Below are 19110 nucleotides of genomic sequence, written 5' to 3'. Positions count from 1 at the left end.
CCATTATTTTACCGGAGGAGAGCCGGGACATGCGGTCCGGGTCCGCATTACGACGCAGGGGAAGGCGAGGGAACAGGGTCTGGCATGATTCGCAAGGTTACCCAAGTTGCAAGCTCCAGACCGTGCAAGCACTTACAGAGTGCTCACCGCATAAGATTCAGTTGAAGGGATTCACTGGAAGAGTGAGACACCGCGACGGCCCTCGCAGTAGGCGTTGCCCAGCCAGGTATGGCGCGAGTTAGGCCAGACCGAGCCCAGACGGGGGGCGTTCTGGCTCATCCAGATGCTGGGCACGCGCCCATCGGCGCTGTGGGAACCCAGGAGGTTGAAACCGTTCTTGACCGCCAACCAGTCGGGATGCTGGGTGGCGATGGCCAGGCCCTCCTCCAAGGTCAGAGGGAGCCGGTCGTCGGAGTCGATCAGCTTGCGGGCCACGTCCGGCTCGCGGTTGGTGTAGCAGGTGCCGGTATGCGGATCCAGGACGATGTAGAAAGGTCCCTCAGGCGGCTCGAATCCGTTCTGAGGCAGGAAGCTGGCGATGTCGCGCGGCGGCATAGTGGTAAAACCGGCCATGCGATTGATGCTGGTCCGGGCGATCAGCGACTCGGGCGAGACCAGCTCCCTGGTAGGGATGAGCAGAATCTGCTCACCCAGCTCAGTGGACTCCAGCGCGGAGATCAGGGGCTGGGCCAAGGCTCTGAAAGCGGCGGCGCTGATGTCCGCCACATCCGGATAGCCCAGGGCCACGATCCGATCAAGTTGCCGCTGCACTTCTTGGGAAGATCTGGTCATGGCCTCCAGTCTAATTCGAATCTGCTGCGGCGAGCACCTGCACTGTCGACACCTGCATGCCGGGGCGAGGCACCGTATTCAGATTCAGTGCTGGCCGTACACGTGCTGGTATCGGTCGTTCAGACTGGCCACATCCTCGTCGGACAGGGGCACAGGCGTACCGATCTGCTCAGCAGCCCATACCGTACGCGCCACTTCCTCCGTCATCGCCGCCGCCTTTACCGCAGCTTCAGCATCCACACCAACCGTGAAGGGGCCATGATTGCGCATGAGCACTGCGGGGCAGCCCGGCTGCTTCGCCAAGGTCTCGACCACCCCACGACCTATCTGATCTGACCCGATCAAGGCGAAGGGACCCACCGGCACTGGGCCGCCGAACTCGTCACCCATCATCGTCAATACGCATGGAATTGGCCGGCCCACTGCGGCAAAGGCCGTCGCAAAAGTGGAATGCGTATGCACCACGCCAAACACTTCAGGCATGTGCCGATAGATGTAGGCATGTGAAAACACATCCGAGGAGGGGGCTGCAGATCCGTCCACCACATGCCCCTCAAGATCCGTGACCACCATTGATTCCGGCGTCAATTGTTCATAGCGCACCCCGGATGGCTTGATCACCAGCAAGTCGGCCGAATGCAGACGCTGTGAGACATTCCCCGCCGTCCACACCACCAGCCCCCACTTGATCAGCTGCTCGTGCAGGGCGGCAACATGCTCGCGGACCAGATCTACCTCGACACGTACCTCGTCAGGAAAATCAGCCAAGGACGTCATAAGAACCACCACCATTCCCGATATGGGGCCGACCTTTCCTGCGAAAAGCCGGCCCGGTTTGCTTACCTGCGTGTGCAGACCAAGCTGCGCATCCTCACAGGCTTTCCAGATCCTTGCCCTTGGTCTCCTGGGCAAAGAGGTATATGACAGCACCGATGACCAGGCAGACACCGAAGAAGGTGAATGCCGTGGTGACAACGCCGATGTTGATGTGCTGGGAGACATAGTCGCCGCCCACCAGCAGCCCCATAAATATAGGGCCTACGATTTTGGCCGTGGCGCCGATGCCGTATCCTAGTCCCAGTCCGGTAGAGCGAACATCGTTGGGGAACTGCTCGCCGCCGAAGGCATTGAGAATGCCGAAGACACCGTCAGCGAAGGTCATGATGACCAGGACGGCGATGTAGAACTGCCAGCCGGAATTGTGGAAGAAGGCTGCATAGAAGCATCCCAAGGCCCCGATGATGCCGAAGGAGAACATGGTCCAACGCCTGCCGATGATGTCAGCTAGCCAGGCAGAGCCGAATCTGCCTATGCAGTCGGCCACGGAGACGCCCATGAACAGGTAGGCCACCATCTGCGTTGAAAAGCCGAAGGCATCCTTCATCAGCGTCTGACCCCAGGATTGAATGGCGAAGGAACCCAGAATGAAGCAGAAGGACCCGACCGAAATGATGACCAGCGGCTTTAGATGCTTGGACAAAAGCAGACGGTAGCTGGCCTTCTGCTCCTGCTCGACCTTGGGCAGGGCGCCGACCTGGTCCACGGGGAGCTCGAGAGCCCACGCCAAGGCCTTGCGGGCATCATCGTCACGTCCCACGCTCTGGTAGAAACGGGGGGACTCAGGCACCGTCGCCAACCAGAAGAGAAGAAGGACGGGGATAACGCCCAGGGCCACCAGCACGCGCCAATTGTCGCCGATCAGGCTCTGCGAGACGGATCCCAGGAGCAGTCCCATAGGAATGAAGACCGAAGCCAGGCCGGAGAGCATGCCGCGCTGCCTGGCCGGGACAAATTCCTGGACATAGGGGATGGAGATGATGTTAAGACCGCCTACGCCGACACCCACGCCGATGCGCAGGATGGCCAGCAGGATCCAGGCACCGTCAGGCAGGAATACCGACAGGGCCGTAAAGACCACGAAGCAAAGAACACACCACTGGAAGGCATGCTTGCGGCCGAAGCGATCGGCCAAACGTCCCCAGAGAATGGAACCGATGACTGTGCCCAGCCCGGAGCAGGCCAGGATGATTCCAGCGGAAACCCCGGTCAGGTGCCAGGCCGAAGTCAGGAGGGAGACCACAAAACCAATCAGGAACATATCGAAGAATTCGGATATGTTGCCGGCTATGGCCAGGCCGATGATGCTTTTCTGATGTCCGGTCAGGGGACGAGCGTCTATCTGCTCGTAAGCGGTCAGTGCGTCCCCGGCCTGTGTGACATGTGTATCACTCATAATGGGTTGCTTTTCTTTCTCGGATGATCATGATGATGGTGTCCCGACCCCGGTATGGGTCGGGCCGGATGGTCCGGGCCGCCTTCTCCGTCCTTGGAGAATGCTGTGACGGGCCTGGATCATGAAGGAGATGTCAGCGATTGATGTCCCCGCCCAAGGGAATATCCAGTTCCTGGGCGCGGATACGGGTCAGATCGCCCATATGTGTCAGGGCGTATTCGGCGGCCCGCTGTCCCCACCTGACACCGCACTCCACATCATCGGAGAGGAAGCCATGGAGGGTGGCGGCCACGAAGGAATCCCCGGCACCGGGGCGGTCCACCACCGGAACCGTGGTGGTGACGTACTTCTTGATTCCTTTGGAGGTTCTCAGGTAAGGACCATCCAGGTGATTGGTGGAAACGATGTACTCATTGCCGAAGTGCTGATAGAGCTGTTCGCATACCTCCTCGCCAGTCCCCTCGATTCCGAAGACGCTTTTGGCATCCTTGATGGAGCAGAAGAGAATGCGGGCCTTATGAGCAATGGGCTCCAGAACCTTTCTGGCCTGGTCACCGGTCCAGAGCTTGCTGCGGAAGTTCACGTCAAGGGCAATGTCGATGCCGCGCTTCTCCGCCTGCTCGGCTGCGTAGGTCACCACCCCGGCCGTGGTATCGGTCAGGGCCGCGGTGATGCCGGTCAGGAAGAGCAGGCGGGTGTCCAGCATCCGATCCCAGTCGTAATCCTCAATCCCCGTCGACCTGAAGGGGGTGTACTCACGGTCGTAGATGACGTTGGCCGGCATCGGCGGCTCGCCCGGCTCCATGAAGTAGAGGGCGATTCGGCTGGCCGGCTTGCGGACCATGGTGCTCAGATCAACGCCCACGGACCTGTACTCGCTCAGGACGTATTCGCCCAAGTCCCCCTCCGGCAGCGAAGAGGTCCACAGGGTCCTGCGCTGAAGCTGGGCCAAAACTCCAGCCACATTCGCCTCTGAACAGGCGGGATTCATCAGGATTGACCGGGCGTTCAGCAGCCGCTCCCCCCTCCTGACCGTGAGCCTGATCTGCCCCTCTCCTATGGTCGAAAGGTCATATGCATGTTCTGCCATCACTTGCTCCTTGTCTACACGGTCGTTTTTCAGCATGGACCACGACGTCCGCTTCAGTCCGTATTACGACCTGTCACATCTAAACTCGCACCGATCGGGTCGACCCTCCAGGGACGACCGCTGGCATCATAGCCTCCCTGCCGATGCCAAGGGGGTGGAGGACCGGCGCAACCACCCCCCGAATCGGCAGCCGTGACGGCTGCCGACCTTTGCCTCAGCCTCTAGGGTCAAGCACTTCCATGCCGGCTCCACGCAGCCAGGTTTCCACTTTCTTCCTTGCATTCACGACTATCTGATCGGCCTGGTCCGAATCATCATTCCACATCTCCAGCATGATCCGCCCCGACCAGGACTGCCGGGCCAGCTCGGCGAAAGCCGCGGGAAAGTCGGCGCAGCCCTCGCCCATGGTGATGCGACGCGGTTGCCCCGGGAGCACATCCTTGACGTGGATGGCCAGCATTCTGCCAGCTCCAGCCCTGAGCTCAGACACGGCATCCAGCTCCTGCTCGTAAAGGTTGCCGATATCCGGGTACATGCTCAACCAGGAGGACCCGACCTCATCACAGATGGACAGACCCTTGGTGATGGAGGTGATGTCATTGCCGTCCACATTCTCTATGCCCAGCATGACGCCGGCTTGGGCCGCATACTCAGCAGCCCTGGCCAGAACCTCCACGTACCTGGCACGCTGATCGGGATCAGGGTCCTCGTAGTAGGCGTAGTAACCGGCGACCTGGATCAGGGGGATACCCGCCTCATGAGCCAGATCAATCGCCTTGCGGAAGATCTCGTAGGCCCGACGGCGGATAGCAGGATCGGCCGAACCGGGGCCGACCTTGCGGTGGCAGCTCAGGCAGATTCCTCCGACCTGGACGCCCTGGCGGTCAGCAGCCTGGCGGAATGCGGAAGCCTGGGCAGCCGTCCAGTCCAGGCGGGCCATCCGCTTGTCGCTTTCGTCAATGGACAAATCCATGAAGGTGAATCCATCAGCCGCCACCTGGGTCATGAATGCATCCCAGTCATCCGGCTCGGCGGGGGACTTCAGGGCCTTCTCATAGATGCCCAGGGTGACGCTGCCACTCATTGCGGCCACACCCTGCCGATGGTCTCCCGCAATTCGGTAGCAGCGGCCAGGGGGTCATCAGCCTTGACGATGCCACGACCCGAAATCACCACTCCGACGGGAACTCCTTGGAAGAAGGGCAAGTCCTTGGCCGTGACCCCGCCGGTCACGGTGACCTTGAAGCCCATCTGATGCAGCTGACGGATACGGTCCTTGTCGTCCTCCCCCCAGGTCAGCCTTCCAGCCACTTCGGCATCGCGAGAACGGTGGACGATGACCTGGGTGGCTCCAAGCCGCCGCCATTCGCTCGCCTGTTCGGGATCGTAGGTCTCGCCAAGCTCAATCTGGACCTCGCCGCCAAACTCCTGGGCCACCTTCACCACCTGCTCGACCGTGGTCATGCTGGCACCGGCTACCACCGAGACCCAGCTGGCACCCGCCTCGAAGCAGGCGCGGGAGATGACCGCTCCGGCCTCGGCGATCCTGACATCCGCCAGGATGGTCTTATCGGGATAGAGGGCACGAATCTCGCGCACGGCCCTTAGTCCTTCGGCGATGATCAGGACGGTTCCGCACTCGATGACATCGACCTGGCTGATGGCCGCGTTCAGAGGCCTCAAAGCCGAAGGCATGTCAAAGGTGTCCAGAGCGATCTGGAGCTGGGGGCGCTCCAGGGTCTTGTCGGCTGCCATTGCGTTCAGGCCTCCTTACGGAAGGTGAAGAAGGTGTGGGCGTTGCGGATGAGCAGCTTGTCCACGTAGTCGGGATCGAAGCCTTCGGCGATCATGCGGGGACCGTCCACTGCCGGGTTGTAGTCCACGCCGCTCACAGACCCGTAGACCTTCTGGTAGGAGCGCTTGCCGGAGTCCGTGCCCAGGAGGATACGGTCCTCATAGCCGTCTTTCTTGAAAGCCTTGAGCTCCATCATCCTGTTGGAATCGGGCTGATACTTGATCCTGTTGGTGCCGTCGATCTCCAGATAGACGCCCAGATCCAGGATCTCCTCCAGGTAGTAGACGTCAGCGTTGCGCTGGATGTGGCCGATGGCGATCTGGTCGGCGGGAACCCCCAGTCCGATCAGGGTCTGGGCCTGTTCCAGACCACATGTTCCATACGTGGTGTGCGTGTTGATGGGAGCGCCGGTCTCGATGGCCGCCTTGGCAGCAGCCTCCATGCACTTGTGCTCGAAGGGCGTGATCTCTCCGTAAGCAGTGCCGATCTTGATGACGCCTGCCTTATAAGGGCTGCGATCTACCAGAGGACCGGTGTAATCGTTGCGGTCGATGCCCTCGCGGATATCAGCAATGACCAGATCGGCGATCTGATCCACGCTGTAGCGGTTGATCCAGTGGGACTGGGTCTCCAGGTAGACATGCTCACGATGGAAGCCGGTGGCCCCTATGATCTGCAGATTCTCCACCGAGCGGGCCACCTCGGCCAGCTTCTCGATGTCACGGCCGCAGTTGATGGGGCACATATCCACTACGGTGCCGCCCTGCTTGCTCCACTTCAGCGAGGCCTTGGCGAAATAGCCGGCCTCGGTCTCTGCCTTTTCGACTGAATCCAGCTGATGGTCCTTGTCCAGATAGACCTCACCGGCTCCCACCCGGATCAGATGGTCGTGACTGTTGACTACGCCAAGCGTGCTCGGATCGACATCTCCCAGAATGGTTCGTGCGAATGCCATGTGAACTCCTTTGTTGTTTGTGCTCTGCGACTTCGCGGCACCGGTCTTCAGACTCTTCCTCCCGGTGCCTTTGACAGGAGACAGCCTATGTGAGCAATTACAGAACAACAAGGACTTTGATGAACATATGTACTTTATCGATGGTTATAGATCTACGTAAATTTCATTTTTTACCTTAGAAAACCTGTATTTTCAGACCTAGGAAAGTGGATAAACGGTTTTTTACTGAGTCTGATAATATGTACATATGTTCAGTGATCTACAGATGATGACCACTTCGGATGCCCGCAAGCGGGTTCAGCTGCTTCTTCGCATAGCCCGCATGTACTACCAGGATCACATGCTGCAGTCCCAGATTGCCACAGTGACAGGCTATTCCCGCCCCTCCGTCTCCCGGATGCTGAAAGAGGCCCAGGAGCGAGGACTGGTGAAGATCTCCATTGAGAATCCATTAGAGCGGCTGGAGGAACTGGAGTCCAGGCTGATCCGACAATTCAACCTTCGTTGCGCTCGGGTCTCGGAACCGCCACAGGGATGCACCGGATATGACGTCGTACCCCGAAGCGCAGCATCTCTCCTGGTTGAGCAGACCAGGCCCGACTCTTTGATAACCGTCTCCAATGGCAACGCAGTCGCCTACACGGTTCGAGAAGTTCCCCTGCAAAACTGGGCAAAGTCCAAGGTCGTGCAGATGATCGGTTCCCTGTCGCCAACCAATCCCATGACGGATTCCCCCGAGATATGCCGCATGCTGGCCCAACGTCTGAGCGGCAGCTATTCGACGTTGCCAGTGCCCATGATCCTTTCTTCAACCCCCGTGGCTGAAGCCATGCGCAAAGAACGCCAGATCGCCGACACTCTGACCCTGGGCGGACATGCCGATGTTGCGGTGGTAGGAGTCGGGTCTGTCAAGGAGGGAAGATCAGGGCACATTTTCAAAGACTACGAGAATGCGGCTTTCATCAAAGAGGTGACCGAGCTCAAAGCTGTGGGACACATCTGCGGGCACCACATCGACGCCCAGGGTCGCCACATCCAAACCAGCCTGTGCGAACGCACTATTTCGATTGAATTCGAACGCCTGAAGCGGATCCCCCTGGTCATAGGCGTGGCCTGGGGGCCGCAAAAAGTTGCCAGCATCCTTGCCTGTCTGCGGGCCGGACTTATCTCTGCACTAGCCACCGACCGCGACACGGCCGAGGGGATACTTGAGCTGGATCAACAGCAGAGAAAAGCAGGCAGACAAGTCTCACGAGCCTCGAGCCGAGCAGAGGCCAAGCAGGGCTGACCCTGCATGAAGGCCATCAGGCAGACGGGGCCTGGTAGAGCCGATCAGCCCAGATGCACCATCAAATCCTGTCAGCAAAGTGCTTGCGGGCGATCAGCTCGGCGATCTGCACGGCGTTGAGGGCGGCTCCCTTGCGCAGGTTGTCATTGGCCACGAACATGGACAACCCCTTCTTGCCTTCCACGGCCTGGTCCTGGCGAATGCGGCCCACGAAGCTGGGGTCCCTGCCGGCTGCGTCCAGAGGAGTGGGTATTTCCGCCAGACTTACCCCGGGGGCCTTGGACAGCAGGTCGCGGGCCTGATCAGGAGTGACATCGTGATCAAACTCAGCATTGATGCTCATGCCGTGGGCTGTGAAGACTCCTACCCGCACGCATGTGCAGGAGGCAGCCAGATTAGGCAGGTGGAGAATCTTGCGACTCTCATTGCGCAGCTTCTGCTCCTCGTCGGTCTCCCCGCTGCCGTCATCGACCAAGTCGCCTATAAAAGGAACGGCGTTGAAGGCTATAGTGCGCACCACCTTGGTGGGCGGGGGAAACTCAATGGCCAATCCGTCGAAGACCAAACGATCAGCACCCTGCTCCACGGCTGTTTTGGCCTCGTCGCGCAGCTGGAGGACACCGGCACGACCAGCCCCCGACACAGCCTGGTAGGAGGAGACGATCAGGCGGCGCAGACCGTATGTTTTGGCCAAGGGACTCAGCACGGGCATGCAGGCCATGGTGGTGCAATTGGGATTGGCCACGATCCTCCGGGGGATAAGATCCAGGTCTTCGGGGTTGACCTCAGACACCACCAGGGGAACCTCGGGATCCATCCGCCAATGGGAGGAGTTGTCGACCACGTAGGCTCCGGCCTCGGCAAAGCGTGGGGCCCAGGTTCCTGAGGTCGAACCGCCGGCGGAGAAGATGGCCAGATCAATCCCGCTCAGGTCGGCCTGCTCCACATCTTCGACCGTAATGGTCCTGTCACGCCAGCGCAGCTGCTCTCCGGCAGAACGAGACGAGGCCATGAATCGCAGGTCGGCGACAGGAAAGTCCCGCTCGTCCAGCATGCGGCGCATGACCATGCCTACCTGACCGGTGGCACCCAGAACGGCTACATTGATGCCACGGCGACCGTTGTTCGCTAAATCAGCCTTATCCGTCATTGCTCTCTCCTCTCCGCTCAGCGACCCGTGCCGCCATAAACGACCGCCTCGACCTGGTCGGCATCCAAATGGAAGGCCGTATGGATGGCCCGCACCGCCTCATCCAGGTCCTGGATAGGCACCAGGGCAGAGATGCGAATCTCGGAGGTCGAAATCATAAGCACGTTGATATGCCGGTCGCTCAAGGCGCGGAAGAAGGTGGCCGTGATACCCGAATGGGTCTTCATGCCCACCCCTACCAGGGTCACCTTACCCACCTCGGGATTGATGTCGACCGAGCGGAACCCCAATTGCTCGCGGGAGTCATCCAGCATGGGGACCACCTGGTCAGCCTGAGCGGACGGCAGAGTGAAGGAAATGTCCACGGTTCCGGTGGCCGCCCCAGCCTGGACGATCATATCGATGTTGATGCCGCCCTCGGCAAGTATGGTGAAGAGCTGTGCGGCTACGCCAGGTCGATCAGGCACTGCCCGCAGGCTGACCTGGGTCTCGCTACGGTCGTGGGCAACCCCTGAGATGATGGGTGACTCGGGACCGTTCAGGTCCGGGAACAAGTCGCCCATGGATTCGCCGTTGGTCATGACCTTCCTTCCGTCATATCCCGTTGCCTGTCGGTATGTGCAGCGGGGCGATCCGGCAACTGGCCGGTCTCCAGATTGGGAATCTTGTCGACATCGACATCGTCGGGCATGATCAGCGTGCCCGGACGGTGGGAAAAGGAACTGCGCACATGGATGGGCATGCGGAAGCGCTGCGCATACTCCACGCAGCGCAGGGCCAGCACCTTGGATCCGGCGGCGGCCATCTCCAGCATCTCCTCGTATGAGATGCGGGCAATTCTTCGAGCGGTGGGCACAATGCGCGGATCGGCTGTAAATACGCCGTCCACGTCGGTATAAATCTCGCAGACATCCGCATTGAGCGCCACAGCCAGAGCCACAGCCGAGGTGTCAGAGCCGCCTCGGCCCAGGGTGGTGGCATCGCCGTCGGCGTTGACCCCCTGGAAGCCTGCTACGATTCCCACTTCGCCTCGGTCCAAGGCCTTCATGACTCGCTGGGGTCGGACATGACGGATGTGGGCTGCGCCGTAGCGTGCATCAGTCATGAATCCAGCCTGCGAACCTGTGAAGGAGTGGGCGTGCTCGCCTTGCGCATGGATACTCATGGCCAGCAGGCTCATGGAGATACGCTCCCCCGCCGTCATGAGCATGTCCATCTCACGGGCAGGAGGATTGGAATCCACATCCATGGCCTGATCGATCAGGTCATCAGTGGTGTCGCCCATGGCGGAAACCACCACTGCGATGTCATTGCCGGCGCGCTTGGTATCAATGATACGCTTGGCCACACGCTTGATGGAGTCCGAGTCCGCCACCGAGGACCCGCCATACTTCTGAACGATAAGTGCCACTGCTGTTCCATCCCGCGACGGTTAAGCCACTAGACCATCATCTGCAACATATTGATTACACGGATTATACGAACGACACCGTTCTATCAGACCCCCTCCACCAACATGCGAAACAATGAGCGCGGACCTTACAGATCGCGGCGACCGGATATTGCACGGCCAAGGGTGATCTCGTCAGCATATTCCAAATCGCTGCCGACAGGCAGGCCGCTGGCCAGCCTGGTGACCCGCAGATCCAGAGGACCCAGCAACCGTCCCAGGTAGGTGGTGGTGGCTTCGCCTTCGATGTTGGGATCCAGTGCCAGCATGACCTCCTTGACCTGATCCGTGCCCAACCGTTTCAAGAGCTCGGGAATGCGCAGATCGCCTGGCCCGACGTTGGACATGGGGTCGATGGCCCCACCCAGCACATGATATAGACCCCGGTATTCTCCGGTACGTTCGATGCTCATCACGTCCTTGGGCTCCTCGACTACGCAGATGATGCTGCGGTCACGACGCGGATCCTGACAGATGGGGCATGGGCTGGTCTCGCAGACATTGCCACAGATCTCGCAAAACCGAACCTTCTCCTTGGCGGCGACAATGGCATCGGCCAGATCCTGAGCGCTGCGCCGATCGGCCCCCAGAATGTAAAAGGCGATGCGCTGTGCACCCTTGGGACCGATGCCAGGCAGCTGGGCAAAGGCATCGATCAGCTCTTGAATGGCCCCATCATAGGTAGCAGCCATCATTCACCTCCCTGTCGCTGCGCCTGTTCCTGCCGGCGCTTTTGGACGTTGATCGGATTCTGGGGGTCGTCAGCAGCAAAATCCTCTACCTTGGTCACGTCGAACATTTTGGTCAGTTCATCCTGGTTCATGGCATTGTCCGCCCCAAGCCTGGCATCGTCCATGGAATAGACGTCGTCCTCGGGATCCACGGACGGCCTTGGAGCCTGGGAGGAAACAGCAGCGGACGAGGCTCCATCCTGACTGGGGCCACCGGAAGCCGGACCAGCGAAGCCTGCGGGCATTCTCCTGTCCTCAGCTCCAGGGACCTTTGCCGCTGCCTGGATGCCAACCAAGCCGCCGGCGGCATCAGAGCCGTGATCGTCGCTCTGCACGTCCGACGAGGTTGATATGCCAGTCGCCATGGCCCCTTCATCGGAAACCGATCCGGTCTCCAATGTCGGAGCCGAGATTGCACTCGAGACGCTTCCCTGACCAGATGAATCAACCGACTTCGAAACTTCAAGCCTCTGATTCGAAGTCTCATGGCCTTGACTGCCAGAGGACTCTGCAGGGGCTGCGGCACTGGCCCCGGAATCGGGCACGGCCCAAGGATCCGTGTCATCGCTCATGTCGGGCAGAGCTACCTTTTTGGACTCATGGTCTTTCTGACCATCGGATCCGTCGCTACCCTCACCGGACCGCCAGACCCTTTGCGGCGTATGCGTCGCTGGCATGGGATGTGCCCAGGGATCATCGTCCGGCAATACCGTAGAAGCAGTTGAGCCAAAGCCCGCCGCCGGCAGGGGTTCCGAAGACGACTGGACCGGACCGCCGACCGGGTGGTGGGCGTCGTCGGAGTTCCCATCACCTGAAGCTTCTCCAGGGGTGGACCTCTCCTCAGGTGCCGATGCTCCAGTCTCACCCTCATGACCAGCCGAGGCTGTCATCTCCCTAGGGGCATGCCCCTGTTCCGTAGCTGCATGAGGCATGACCGCCGCTCCAAGGTTCATGGTGGCCAAGCCGGCCCGTGCCAGAGCCACTTCCTTCTTGACCTCTGCTCGACGCTGAGGAGACATCTTGTTGACAGACTCTACCGTTTCGCCGTTGGCAGCCGTCCCTGATGGGGCGATCATGGTGGCCTGTCCAAACTCCTGGCGAGCGCGGACCATGACAATACGCGGAACTTTGGTCTCCCCGTCAACCGACTGCGCAGCCACGGCCATGGCGAAAGCATGCTGGCTGAGCGGACGGTCGAAGGTCATGGACAGTCGCTTGCGGCCTGAGGGATCTGCTTTCATGGCCACAGTAGGCACACGGTCCCGCACCACATATTGGCGGACCTCATCCGGCAGGGCAGCCACCAGGGCATCCCAGCGCTTATCCAGTTCCGTACCAGTTGGAATCTCTGCTTCCTGTCCTCGCATAGCCTGCGGTTGTACAGACCGAAGCGGTTCCGGAGACCGGGCGGGTCCGGAAGGATTGGATGATCCGACCTGCCCCGCCGTCTGCCCAGTCGGCGAGGAGGGGGCTTGCTTGTGCTCGGGTTGGATAGAGCCTGAGCCTGAATGGGTGCGCCGTCCTTCGCCCTCTCGCTTTCCGCCGGCTGAGGAATCGGAATGGGAACCTGCTATGTTCTGTGGTCCGGCAAAGGAAGCGGGCGCTGCTGCAGACGACGATCCTGTTCTGCCAGGTTGTTCAGGGCGATCAACGCTGTCAGCACTACCAGGCTGAGATGCTCTGGACGGCCGACCGTTCTGCTGAGACCTGTCAGCGCCGATGAACCCGCTGCGGGCTGGCGCTGGGGTCGGACCAACGGTGGAAGTTGCCCCTGCGGCCGGTGCCTGCTCCATATGCTCGCAACCAATTGCCAGCAGCCTGGCAGCCAGCAGCTCCAAGCGCATCCTGGGCGAGGTGGCTCCATTCATTCCCGCCAGCGCATCATTGATGATGTCAGCCATTCTGGTCAGGACCTGCAGGTCCAATGCATCCGCCTGCCGATGCAGATCGGCCACCTGGTCGTCGTCGGCATCCTCGCTAAGCACGCTTTCAGCCCGGTCTCCCGCCAGTTTGAGAACCAGCAGGTCGCGGACATGGGCTAGCAGATCCTCGACGAAGCGCTGGGGCTCGAACCCGCCGACGACAACCTTTTGAATGACCCCGTAGAGGTCAGCTCCATCGTGGGCGATCAGCGCATCCACGGCGTCGGTGATCAGTGTGGCAGGAGTGAACCCCAGCAGAGCTACAGCCGCACCATAGGTGATGGTGTGCTCGTCGGCGCCTACCATGAGCTGGTCCAACACGGAAAGGGTGTCACGCACAGAACCGCCTCCAGCCCGCATGGCCAGCTTGAGCACACCAGGCTCGGCCTTGATGCCCTCCTTTTCGCAAATATCCTCCAAGTAAGGCCCCATGACTTCCTGGGGCACCAGACGGAAGGGGTAATGGTGGGTGCGGGAGCGGATGGTGCCGATCACCTTCTCCGGCTCTGTGGTGGCGAAGATGAACATGACGTGTTCCGGCGGCTCCTCGACGATCTTCAGCAGGGCATTGAATCCTTGCTGGGTGACCATATGAGCCTCATCCAAAATAAAGATCTTGTACCGGTCGCGCACGGGGGCGAAACCTGCTCGCTCCCTGAGTTCCCTCGCATCGTCAACGCCATTATGGCTGGCGGCGTCAATCTCCACCACATCAATGGAACCGGGGCCTCCGGTGGCCAGATCCCTGCAGCTGTCGCATTCGCCGCAGGGATGGCTGGTCGGTCCCTTGGCACAGTTAATACAGCGGGCGAAAATCCTGGCACTGCTGGTCTTTCCACATCCCCTAGGACCGGAGAAGAGATAGGCATGGGTCAGCCGATTCTCATCCAGAGCTCGGGTAAGGGGCACCGTGACCTGCTTCTGACCGATGATGCCGTCAAAAGTGTCAGGCCGATACCGCCGATAGAGTGCTAGTGCCATGGTTCAAGGCTATCCATTTCTTTAGACACGTCCGCTTTCCTTCCTAAGGCTTTTGCCCCGCTTTCTCCTCTCATCCACAGGGTTCGGGGCCTGCCCGGGCAGACTGGACCAGGCGGGGCATCATCGGGACTCCGGTGTCTACCCCCACCGAGACCTTTACGTCGCCTTCATCCACCTGGCAGTCCGTCAGGACGCCACGGTTTAGACGGGCGACCCGGGAGGCCAGAGTACAGGGCTGCGCCGGTCCTTCGTCCAGGGCAGAAGCTGCAGCCAGCGCCGAAACATCGGCGCCGGTGCGTGCACGGGTCCGGCAGATCATGAGATTGCCCAGCAATGCCGCCAGAACCAGACCCAGACCAACCAGAGTCATCAGCATGATGCCCAGAACCGTGCCGGAGCCCGTATCCGAACCCCTTATCCATGAACCGGTACGCTCCACGTGCGTCCTCCTGGCATGTCCGGGCATGACTCATTCCTCCAATATGGCTACAGCATCGCCATGGACCTGTGCAGGCAGCACACCCATTGGGCCGGAAACCACTGGGCACGACACCCTGACTGCCGTCTGTCCTGCTGATGGACTCAACCTCGCTTGGGCATGCGGCCCGGCCATCCGGCGCACCAGTTTTTGGGAATCGCCCTTGCCCCGGGTGACGATCAGGTCTCTTGCTGCCGCGTTGGCCGCATCCTGACAGACCATGCCAATCCTGATTGTCTGGGTCAGCGTCAGCAGTATGAGAGCCAGGGTCATGACTGCGGGAAGCACGATGGCGAACTCGGCCGTTATCGTGCCCTTATCGGATCGCCACCGTCTTCCACACCCGGACCGCCTTTCAGCCGACAGCACTGAGCGCCTTCTTCACCAGCCCCATCAGCAAAGTGCGTGTGGAAGAGGATTTGACAATGGCCAGCAGTACGCCGGCCAGCGTGGCGGCCGCCACCATGATCACGGCATATTCTGCAGTGATGGCCCCTGATTCAGGCCTAGCCAGCACCACGCTCAGCCGCGCATGCAGGGCACGCACTCCAGAATCCATAGCCTGACTGATTCGAACGTACAAAGCTGTCATGAACCGGTTGGAACGCTGTCTTATTCTTTGCAACCACCCGGAACCGACACCTGCAGCAGACCGTGTCGTAACCGGCACCAATTGGCCTCCTGCCTGCCTGGTCCGCAGATGGAAAACCGTCGCAATCTGCTGTGAGTATGTCATCGTTCTCACCCTTGCCTTTCCTTGTCTTCCCCGCCCCGGCGAATGACCGTTCCTGAGGAATCCGGCATCCGGTACCTTTCACTGTGCCCGTTCCAGTCCGTCTCGGTTGCCTTGTCAGATACATGTGGACGAGCGGAGCCAAATCGTCGACCTGTGGAAAACTGTGCCCGTAAGAGCTCCATATCCTCAGGACATCCCACCCGCAAAAGCCGCAATGCAGGGGATGACTCCAATCAGGACGAAGGCCGGCAGAATGCACAGTCCTGTCGGCACCAACAGCCTGACGGTTATCGTCGCTGTGGCCCGGGCCAGCATGCTGCGGGCATGGTGATCCAGCTGGCGCATGGTCGTCCCGATACGCGTCAGAGGCGATGATCCCAAACGCCAGGACGGCTCCAGACAGTCAGCCAGGACCTGCATGGACCGTCCGTAACCAGGATCACCGATTGCTCCCGACCAGGACAGATCCCATCCATTACCACGTCTGAGCAGGTGAGCCACGCGAACCATCCGAAGCCCATAAGGGCCTGGCAGCAGCCCGCCAACCACGCTCAAAGCCCTGGGCAGTGAAGCTCCCTGACGAACAGCGACTCCCAGCAAAGCCAATACCAGACTCAAGGGCGGCGTGGAGACCTGCTCATCAGCCAATCGCTCATCCGAGCCGTCAAATTTCATAAGCAGAAAGGCCATTATGGTCGACAGAGCGGCAATCAGTGGTTTCAGATCCATGGATTCTCCCTGCCCAGATCATTCATCAGCAGATGCATCCAAACCAGACCAAGAACATAGAAGGCCGCTCCAAGGATCAGACAGATGGTTCCCGGTCCTGAGCGACACAGGAAAGCCAACGGTCGCGCTCCCATGAACTCCCCCATGATGATTGTCAACGCTGGCAGGGTCGACAGGAGGCGAATCGTGGCCTTGGGCACAGCAAAAGCTTTTTCCCGGGCCTCATCCAGAGCCGCCCGCCGCGTCTGCATGGCTGCCACGGTGCGCAGCCCATCCGAAGCCCGGCACCCCAGGATGGCGCTGAGCCCATAACAGGCCATCAGAGCCTGTGCCATAATCGTCAGAGTCGGCCCTCGTTCCTGGGGCAAGCACCGGTTCTCCAACATGACCATGACACGTTCCCGCGTGACCTCACGGGTGGCGAATCGCCGTCCGGATGCCTCTTCGAAAGCCTCTACCAGACCGCCTCCATTGTCGACATAAGCAAGCAGGGAAGCGATCAGCACCGCCAGTCCGGGCCGATCCGACTGTGCGGAGGGCTTGACCGACATGGCCTTCAGCCTTGCGGCCGTGTCGCCTCTCAACGGAAGCAGGGCCAGACAGGCAAAAGCCGTCATCATCGCAGCCAACCAGGCTGCAGTCTCGTCATTCATAATCCACCTCGAACTACGGAACGCCCGCCGGGGCGCTGGTCACAATGCCCCACCGCCTGGCAAACTTCGACCAAGCTGTTCCATACGTAGCGGTCCCTCGGCCCGGCCAAGTACAGACAGCCTCCCCCAAAAGCCGGCCGTCAGCGGCCGTCGTCAGTCGACCAATCTGAGCGATATGTCTATGACCGCCTGAACGTTCCAGATGGACAACAGCGTCAAACGCCCCCTGGGCCAGAGCTGCCAGTGCCCTCGGCTGCAGCCCCGCCAGCAGCCCCAGAGTCGCCAGTCTGGCTGGAACTCGTTCCACGTTGTCGGCATGCAGCGTGGCCATCCCGCCCCGATGACCGGAATTGAAAGCCCGCAACAGATCAGCTATCTCCTCACCCCGGCACTCGCCCAGGATGATCCGATCGGGCCGCATACGCAGTGTGGCCTTGACCAGATCGACCAACCCCACACCTCCTGCCCCTTCAATGTTGGACTCTCTGACAGCCAGGGAAACCATATTCCTGTGACCGTCGATACGACCAAGCTCACGGACTTCCTCCACGACGACCAGCCGTTGCTCCTGTGGACACATGCGCAGCAGGGCCCGCAGAAGTGTGGTCTTGCCGGCACCCGTGCCGCCAGTCACCAGAATGCTGGCCCGATTGACCACCAGCGCCCGAAGGATGAAGAGCCAGCTGGCGGGACACAGCCCAGCAGCAGCCAGCTCCTCCAGCCCTGGCGGGTGTCTGTTGGGCAGTCTGATGGAAATGGCTGCGCCCTCGGGCACGAGCGGGGCAAGCACGGCGTGGACTCTGATCCCCTCCCTGCTGGAAGCATCAGCCATGGGCCGGGCATCGTCCAGGCGACGCCCCAGTTGAGCGCATAACTGCACAGCAAAGTCCCTTACTGCCCGAGGTCCGGTGAACCCGGGCCGAAGCAGAACCTCCTCCATCCCCGCGCCCCGGTCGATCCATACATCGCCCTGCCCGGTCACCGCGATGTCAGTCACCGCAGGATCACTCACCAGCCCATCCAGGTAGCCGAAAGTGGGCGGTTGAGACGAACAGTCGTCAGGGAATGAACCTTCAAGGCTTTTCCCGTTCCCCGTGATCATTTGACAGCCTCGGACCGAGCCAATCCGCCAGAAGAGACCCGCTCTTCCTTTTTTGCGCCGACGACGACCATCCCCGCGATCCGCTCTGCCAGGGGATGAAGGGCCCGGGCGTAAGTGCGCGGCACCCGTTCCAGGCCGCGCCCGTCCAGGACGGATGCCGACAGTCTCGGTTGTGGCTTGAGAACCACGTCCACCGATCGGCCCAGAAACTCCTCCGCCTGCTCCGGGTCGACACCATGACTGACCCGGTGCCGAGTGGGCATCATCCCAATCAGAGCCATAGGAGGCCTACACGAGATCAATGGGCTGTCTTGAGTTCGATCATCAGCATCCCTGTGGGCATTCAGGGCATGGAGAAGTGCCTTCGCCCGTGCAAGGCCCAGCACGGTCATGTCCACCATCAACAGCGAAGGCAGTCCCTTCAGCGAGCGCAAATTACCCAGACCCTGGCCCCGACCGGCATCAATCAGCAGGAAATCGGCAAATCCTGCCATCGCGCTGACAGCTGCGTCCATGTCCCACCAGCCCTGTGGCGGAGCACTCCAGGGATCGTTGCTGAGCAGCGGGATGCCATCCCAGACCGGCAGCTCTTCACGAAGGGCCTGAGGATCCACCCGGCCCAGGGGAGCACGAATCCGCCCCAATCGCATGCCAGGCGCCCCCTCGATGCCGACCAGGACATCCATCCCTCCTCCATCCAGGTCCAAATCCACCAGAGCGCATGACAGGGCCATGTTCCGAAGCTGTTTGGCCATCAGGGCCGTCATGGTTGTCAGCCCAATTCCTCCAGAAGCCGAGAGAAAGACCAGCCCCGTCACAGCGGACCCGTATTTGACTTCTGAGCCACCTTGCCCGATGCCGGTATCTTCGCCAGTCACCCTCCCTGGCCGACGTTCCGAAGACAACCCGAACGAATCAAAGGAGTGAGGAGTCCATTCGGGTTCCCGCCCTTTCATGCCGCCTTTTATCATCGTCGGCGGTCTGCCTGCACTCATTCCAGTCATGGCTACCAGTACATCCACCTT

At 60.6% G+C, this 19110-nt stretch carries 20 protein-coding genes; 1 reads left to right on the top strand and 19 read right to left on the bottom strand.

Annotated elements, in window-relative coordinates:
• Positions 1-171: 171 nt before the first annotated feature.
• The 7 genes from ACUIAF_RS07135 to ACUIAF_RS07105 form a co-directional block, all read right to left on the bottom strand.
• Entirely contained in the window at positions 172-792 is a 621-nt protein-coding gene (locus ACUIAF_RS07135; RefSeq protein ID WP_015022545.1) for a DUF5701 family protein, read from the bottom strand.
• An 84-nt stretch (positions 793-876) separates the two neighbouring features.
• Positions 877-1569 (bottom strand): L-ribulose-5-phosphate 4-epimerase, encoded by a 693-nt coding sequence (locus ACUIAF_RS07130; RefSeq protein ID WP_046323911.1) that lies wholly within the window; start codon positions 1567-1569, stop codon positions 877-879.
• Between the two features lie 94 nt (positions 1570-1663).
• Positions 1664-3025: an MFS transporter gene (locus ACUIAF_RS07125; RefSeq protein WP_046323455.1), complete on the bottom strand. Its 1362-nt coding sequence runs from the start codon at positions 3023-3025 to the stop codon at positions 1664-1666.
• Between the two features lie 133 nt (positions 3026-3158).
• Positions 3159-4115 carry a sugar kinase gene (locus tag ACUIAF_RS07120; protein ID WP_445338363.1) on the bottom strand — a complete coding sequence of 319 codons (957 nt, stop codon included), beginning with the start codon at positions 4113-4115 and terminating at the stop codon, positions 3159-3161.
• 214 nt (positions 4116-4329) lie between these two features.
• Complete coding sequence (locus ACUIAF_RS07115) at positions 4330-5199, bottom strand: L-ribulose-5-phosphate 3-epimerase (protein ID WP_445338361.1); 870 nt, start codon at positions 5197-5199, stop codon at positions 4330-4332.
• Positions 5196-5870, bottom strand: a complete 675-nt coding sequence (locus ACUIAF_RS07110; protein WP_046323458.1) for a 3-dehydro-L-gulonate-6-phosphate decarboxylase — start codon at positions 5868-5870, stop codon at positions 5196-5198. Before ACUIAF_RS07110 ends, ACUIAF_RS07115 begins: the two co-directional genes overlap by 4 nt.
• A 5-nt stretch (positions 5871-5875) precedes the next feature.
• A complete protein-coding gene (locus ACUIAF_RS07105) occupies positions 5876-6865 on the bottom strand; it encodes a phosphotriesterase family protein (RefSeq protein WP_046323459.1) in 990 nt (329 codons plus the stop codon).
• 247 nt (positions 6866-7112) lie between these two features.
• Between ACUIAF_RS07105 and ACUIAF_RS07100 the strand changes: the two genes are divergently transcribed.
• Positions 7113-8153, top strand: coding sequence for a sugar-binding transcriptional regulator (locus ACUIAF_RS07100; RefSeq protein WP_445338359.1), 1041 nt, complete (start codon positions 7113-7115; stop codon positions 8151-8153).
• A 61-nt stretch (positions 8154-8214) separates the two neighbouring features.
• On the opposite strand, the gene ACUIAF_RS07095 is transcribed toward ACUIAF_RS07100, so the two are convergent.
• From ACUIAF_RS07095 to ACUIAF_RS07040, 12 genes are all read right to left on the bottom strand, one after another.
• Positions 8215-9303 (bottom strand): aspartate-semialdehyde dehydrogenase, encoded by a 1089-nt coding sequence (locus tag ACUIAF_RS07095; RefSeq protein WP_445338357.1) that lies wholly within the window; start codon positions 9301-9303, stop codon positions 8215-8217.
• A gap of 17 nt (positions 9304-9320) precedes the next feature.
• Entirely contained in the window at positions 9321-9884 is a 564-nt protein-coding gene (locus tag ACUIAF_RS07090; RefSeq protein WP_015022547.1) for an ACT domain-containing protein, read from the bottom strand.
• A complete protein-coding gene (locus ACUIAF_RS07085; protein ID WP_015022548.1) occupies positions 9881-10714 on the bottom strand; it encodes an aspartate kinase in 834 nt (277 codons plus the stop codon). Before ACUIAF_RS07085 ends, ACUIAF_RS07090 begins: the two co-directional genes overlap by 4 nt.
• A 128-nt stretch (positions 10715-10842) precedes the next feature.
• Positions 10843-11445: a recombination mediator RecR gene (recR, locus tag ACUIAF_RS07080; protein WP_015022549.1), complete on the bottom strand. Its 603-nt coding sequence runs from the start codon at positions 11443-11445 to the stop codon at positions 10843-10845.
• Positions 11445-14387, bottom strand: a complete 2943-nt coding sequence (dnaX, locus tag ACUIAF_RS07075) for a DNA polymerase III subunit gamma/tau (protein ID WP_445338355.1) — start codon at positions 14385-14387, stop codon at positions 11445-11447. Before dnaX ends, recR begins: the two co-directional genes overlap by 1 nt.
• Before the next feature lie 70 nt (positions 14388-14457).
• Positions 14458-14853: an Rv3654c family TadE-like protein gene (locus ACUIAF_RS07070; RefSeq protein ID WP_044090941.1), complete on the bottom strand. Its 396-nt coding sequence runs from the start codon at positions 14851-14853 to the stop codon at positions 14458-14460.
• Between the two features lie 3 nt (positions 14854-14856).
• Positions 14857-15234 (bottom strand): TadE/TadG family type IV pilus assembly protein, encoded by a 378-nt coding sequence (locus tag ACUIAF_RS07065; protein WP_445338354.1) that lies wholly within the window; start codon positions 15232-15234, stop codon positions 14857-14859.
• Complete coding sequence (locus ACUIAF_RS07060) at positions 15221-15424, bottom strand: DUF4244 domain-containing protein (RefSeq protein ID WP_227028581.1); 204 nt, start codon at positions 15422-15424, stop codon at positions 15221-15223. The genes ACUIAF_RS07065 and ACUIAF_RS07060 overlap by 14 nt, the downstream gene beginning before the upstream one ends.
• A gap of 363 nt (positions 15425-15787) precedes the next feature.
• Positions 15788-16330: a type II secretion system F family protein gene (locus ACUIAF_RS07055; protein ID WP_015022554.1), complete on the bottom strand. Its 543-nt coding sequence runs from the start codon at positions 16328-16330 to the stop codon at positions 15788-15790.
• Entirely contained in the window at positions 16321-16983 is a 663-nt protein-coding gene (locus tag ACUIAF_RS07050; protein WP_445338353.1) for a Flp pilus assembly protein TadB, read from the bottom strand. Before ACUIAF_RS07050 ends, ACUIAF_RS07055 begins: the two co-directional genes overlap by 10 nt.
• Positions 16984-16996: 13 nt before the next feature.
• Entirely contained in the window at positions 16997-18085 is a 1089-nt protein-coding gene (locus tag ACUIAF_RS07045; protein WP_445338352.1) for a CpaF family protein, read from the bottom strand.
• Entirely contained in the window at positions 18082-18963 is an 882-nt protein-coding gene (locus ACUIAF_RS07040; RefSeq protein WP_227028582.1) for a hypothetical protein, read from the bottom strand. Before ACUIAF_RS07040 ends, ACUIAF_RS07045 begins: the two co-directional genes overlap by 4 nt.
• Between the last annotated feature and the right edge of the window lie 147 nt (positions 18964-19110).

The sequence above is a fragment of the Bifidobacterium sp. ESL0822 genome (assembly GCF_052606675.1).
This window is presented reverse-complemented; position numbering and strand designations above follow the sequence as displayed.

Bases quoted from the DNA above. Each gene is read 5' to 3' on its own strand.
- ACUIAF_RS07110 (WP_046323458.1), bottom strand. From the start codon at position 5,870: ATGGCAGCCGACAAGACCCTGGAGCGCCCCCAGCTCCAGATCGCTCTG.
- ACUIAF_RS07095 (WP_445338357.1), bottom strand. From the start codon at position 9,303: ATGACGGATAAGGCTGATTTAGCGAACAACGGTCGCCGTGGCATCAAT.
- ACUIAF_RS07115 (WP_445338361.1), bottom strand. From the start codon at position 5,199: ATGAGTGGCAGCGTCACCCTGGGCATCTATGAGAAGGCCCTGAAGTCC.
- recR (WP_015022549.1), bottom strand. From the start codon at position 11,445: ATGGCTGCTACCTATGATGGGGCCATTCAAGAGCTGATCGATGCCTTT.
- ACUIAF_RS07135 (WP_015022545.1), bottom strand. From the start codon at position 792: ATGACCAGATCTTCCCAAGAAGTGCAGCGGCAACTTGATCGGATCGTG.
- ACUIAF_RS07130 (WP_046323911.1), bottom strand. From the start codon at position 1,569: ATGACGTCCTTGGCTGATTTTCCTGACGAGGTACGTGTCGAGGTAGAT.
- ACUIAF_RS07055 (WP_015022554.1), bottom strand. From the start codon at position 16,330: ATGGATCTGAAACCACTGATTGCCGCTCTGTCGACCATAATGGCCTTT.
- ACUIAF_RS07090 (WP_015022547.1), bottom strand. From the start codon at position 9,884: ATGACCAACGGCGAATCCATGGGCGACTTGTTCCCGGACCTGAACGGT.
- ACUIAF_RS07125 (WP_046323455.1), bottom strand. From the start codon at position 3,025: ATGAGTGATACACATGTCACACAGGCCGGGGACGCACTGACCGCTTAC.
- ACUIAF_RS07070 (WP_044090941.1), bottom strand. From the start codon at position 14,853: ATGCCCGGACATGCCAGGAGGACGCACGTGGAGCGTACCGGTTCATGG.
- ACUIAF_RS07050 (WP_445338353.1), bottom strand. From the start codon at position 16,983: ATGAATGACGAGACTGCAGCCTGGTTGGCTGCGATGATGACGGCTTTT.
- ACUIAF_RS07060 (WP_227028581.1), bottom strand. From the start codon at position 15,424: ATGGATTCTGGAGTGCGTGCCCTGCATGCGCGGCTGAGCGTGGTGCTG.
- ACUIAF_RS07105 (WP_046323459.1), bottom strand. From the start codon at position 6,865: ATGGCATTCGCACGAACCATTCTGGGAGATGTCGATCCGAGCACGCTT.
- ACUIAF_RS07045 (WP_445338352.1), bottom strand. From the start codon at position 18,085: ATGATCACGGGGAACGGGAAAAGCCTTGAAGGTTCATTCCCTGACGAC.
- ACUIAF_RS07120 (WP_445338363.1), bottom strand. From the start codon at position 4,115: ATGGCAGAACATGCATATGACCTTTCGACCATAGGAGAGGGGCAGATC.
- dnaX (WP_445338355.1), bottom strand. From the start codon at position 14,387: ATGGCACTAGCACTCTATCGGCGGTATCGGCCTGACACTTTTGACGGC.
- ACUIAF_RS07100 (WP_445338359.1), top strand. From the start codon at position 7,113: ATGTTCAGTGATCTACAGATGATGACCACTTCGGATGCCCGCAAGCGG.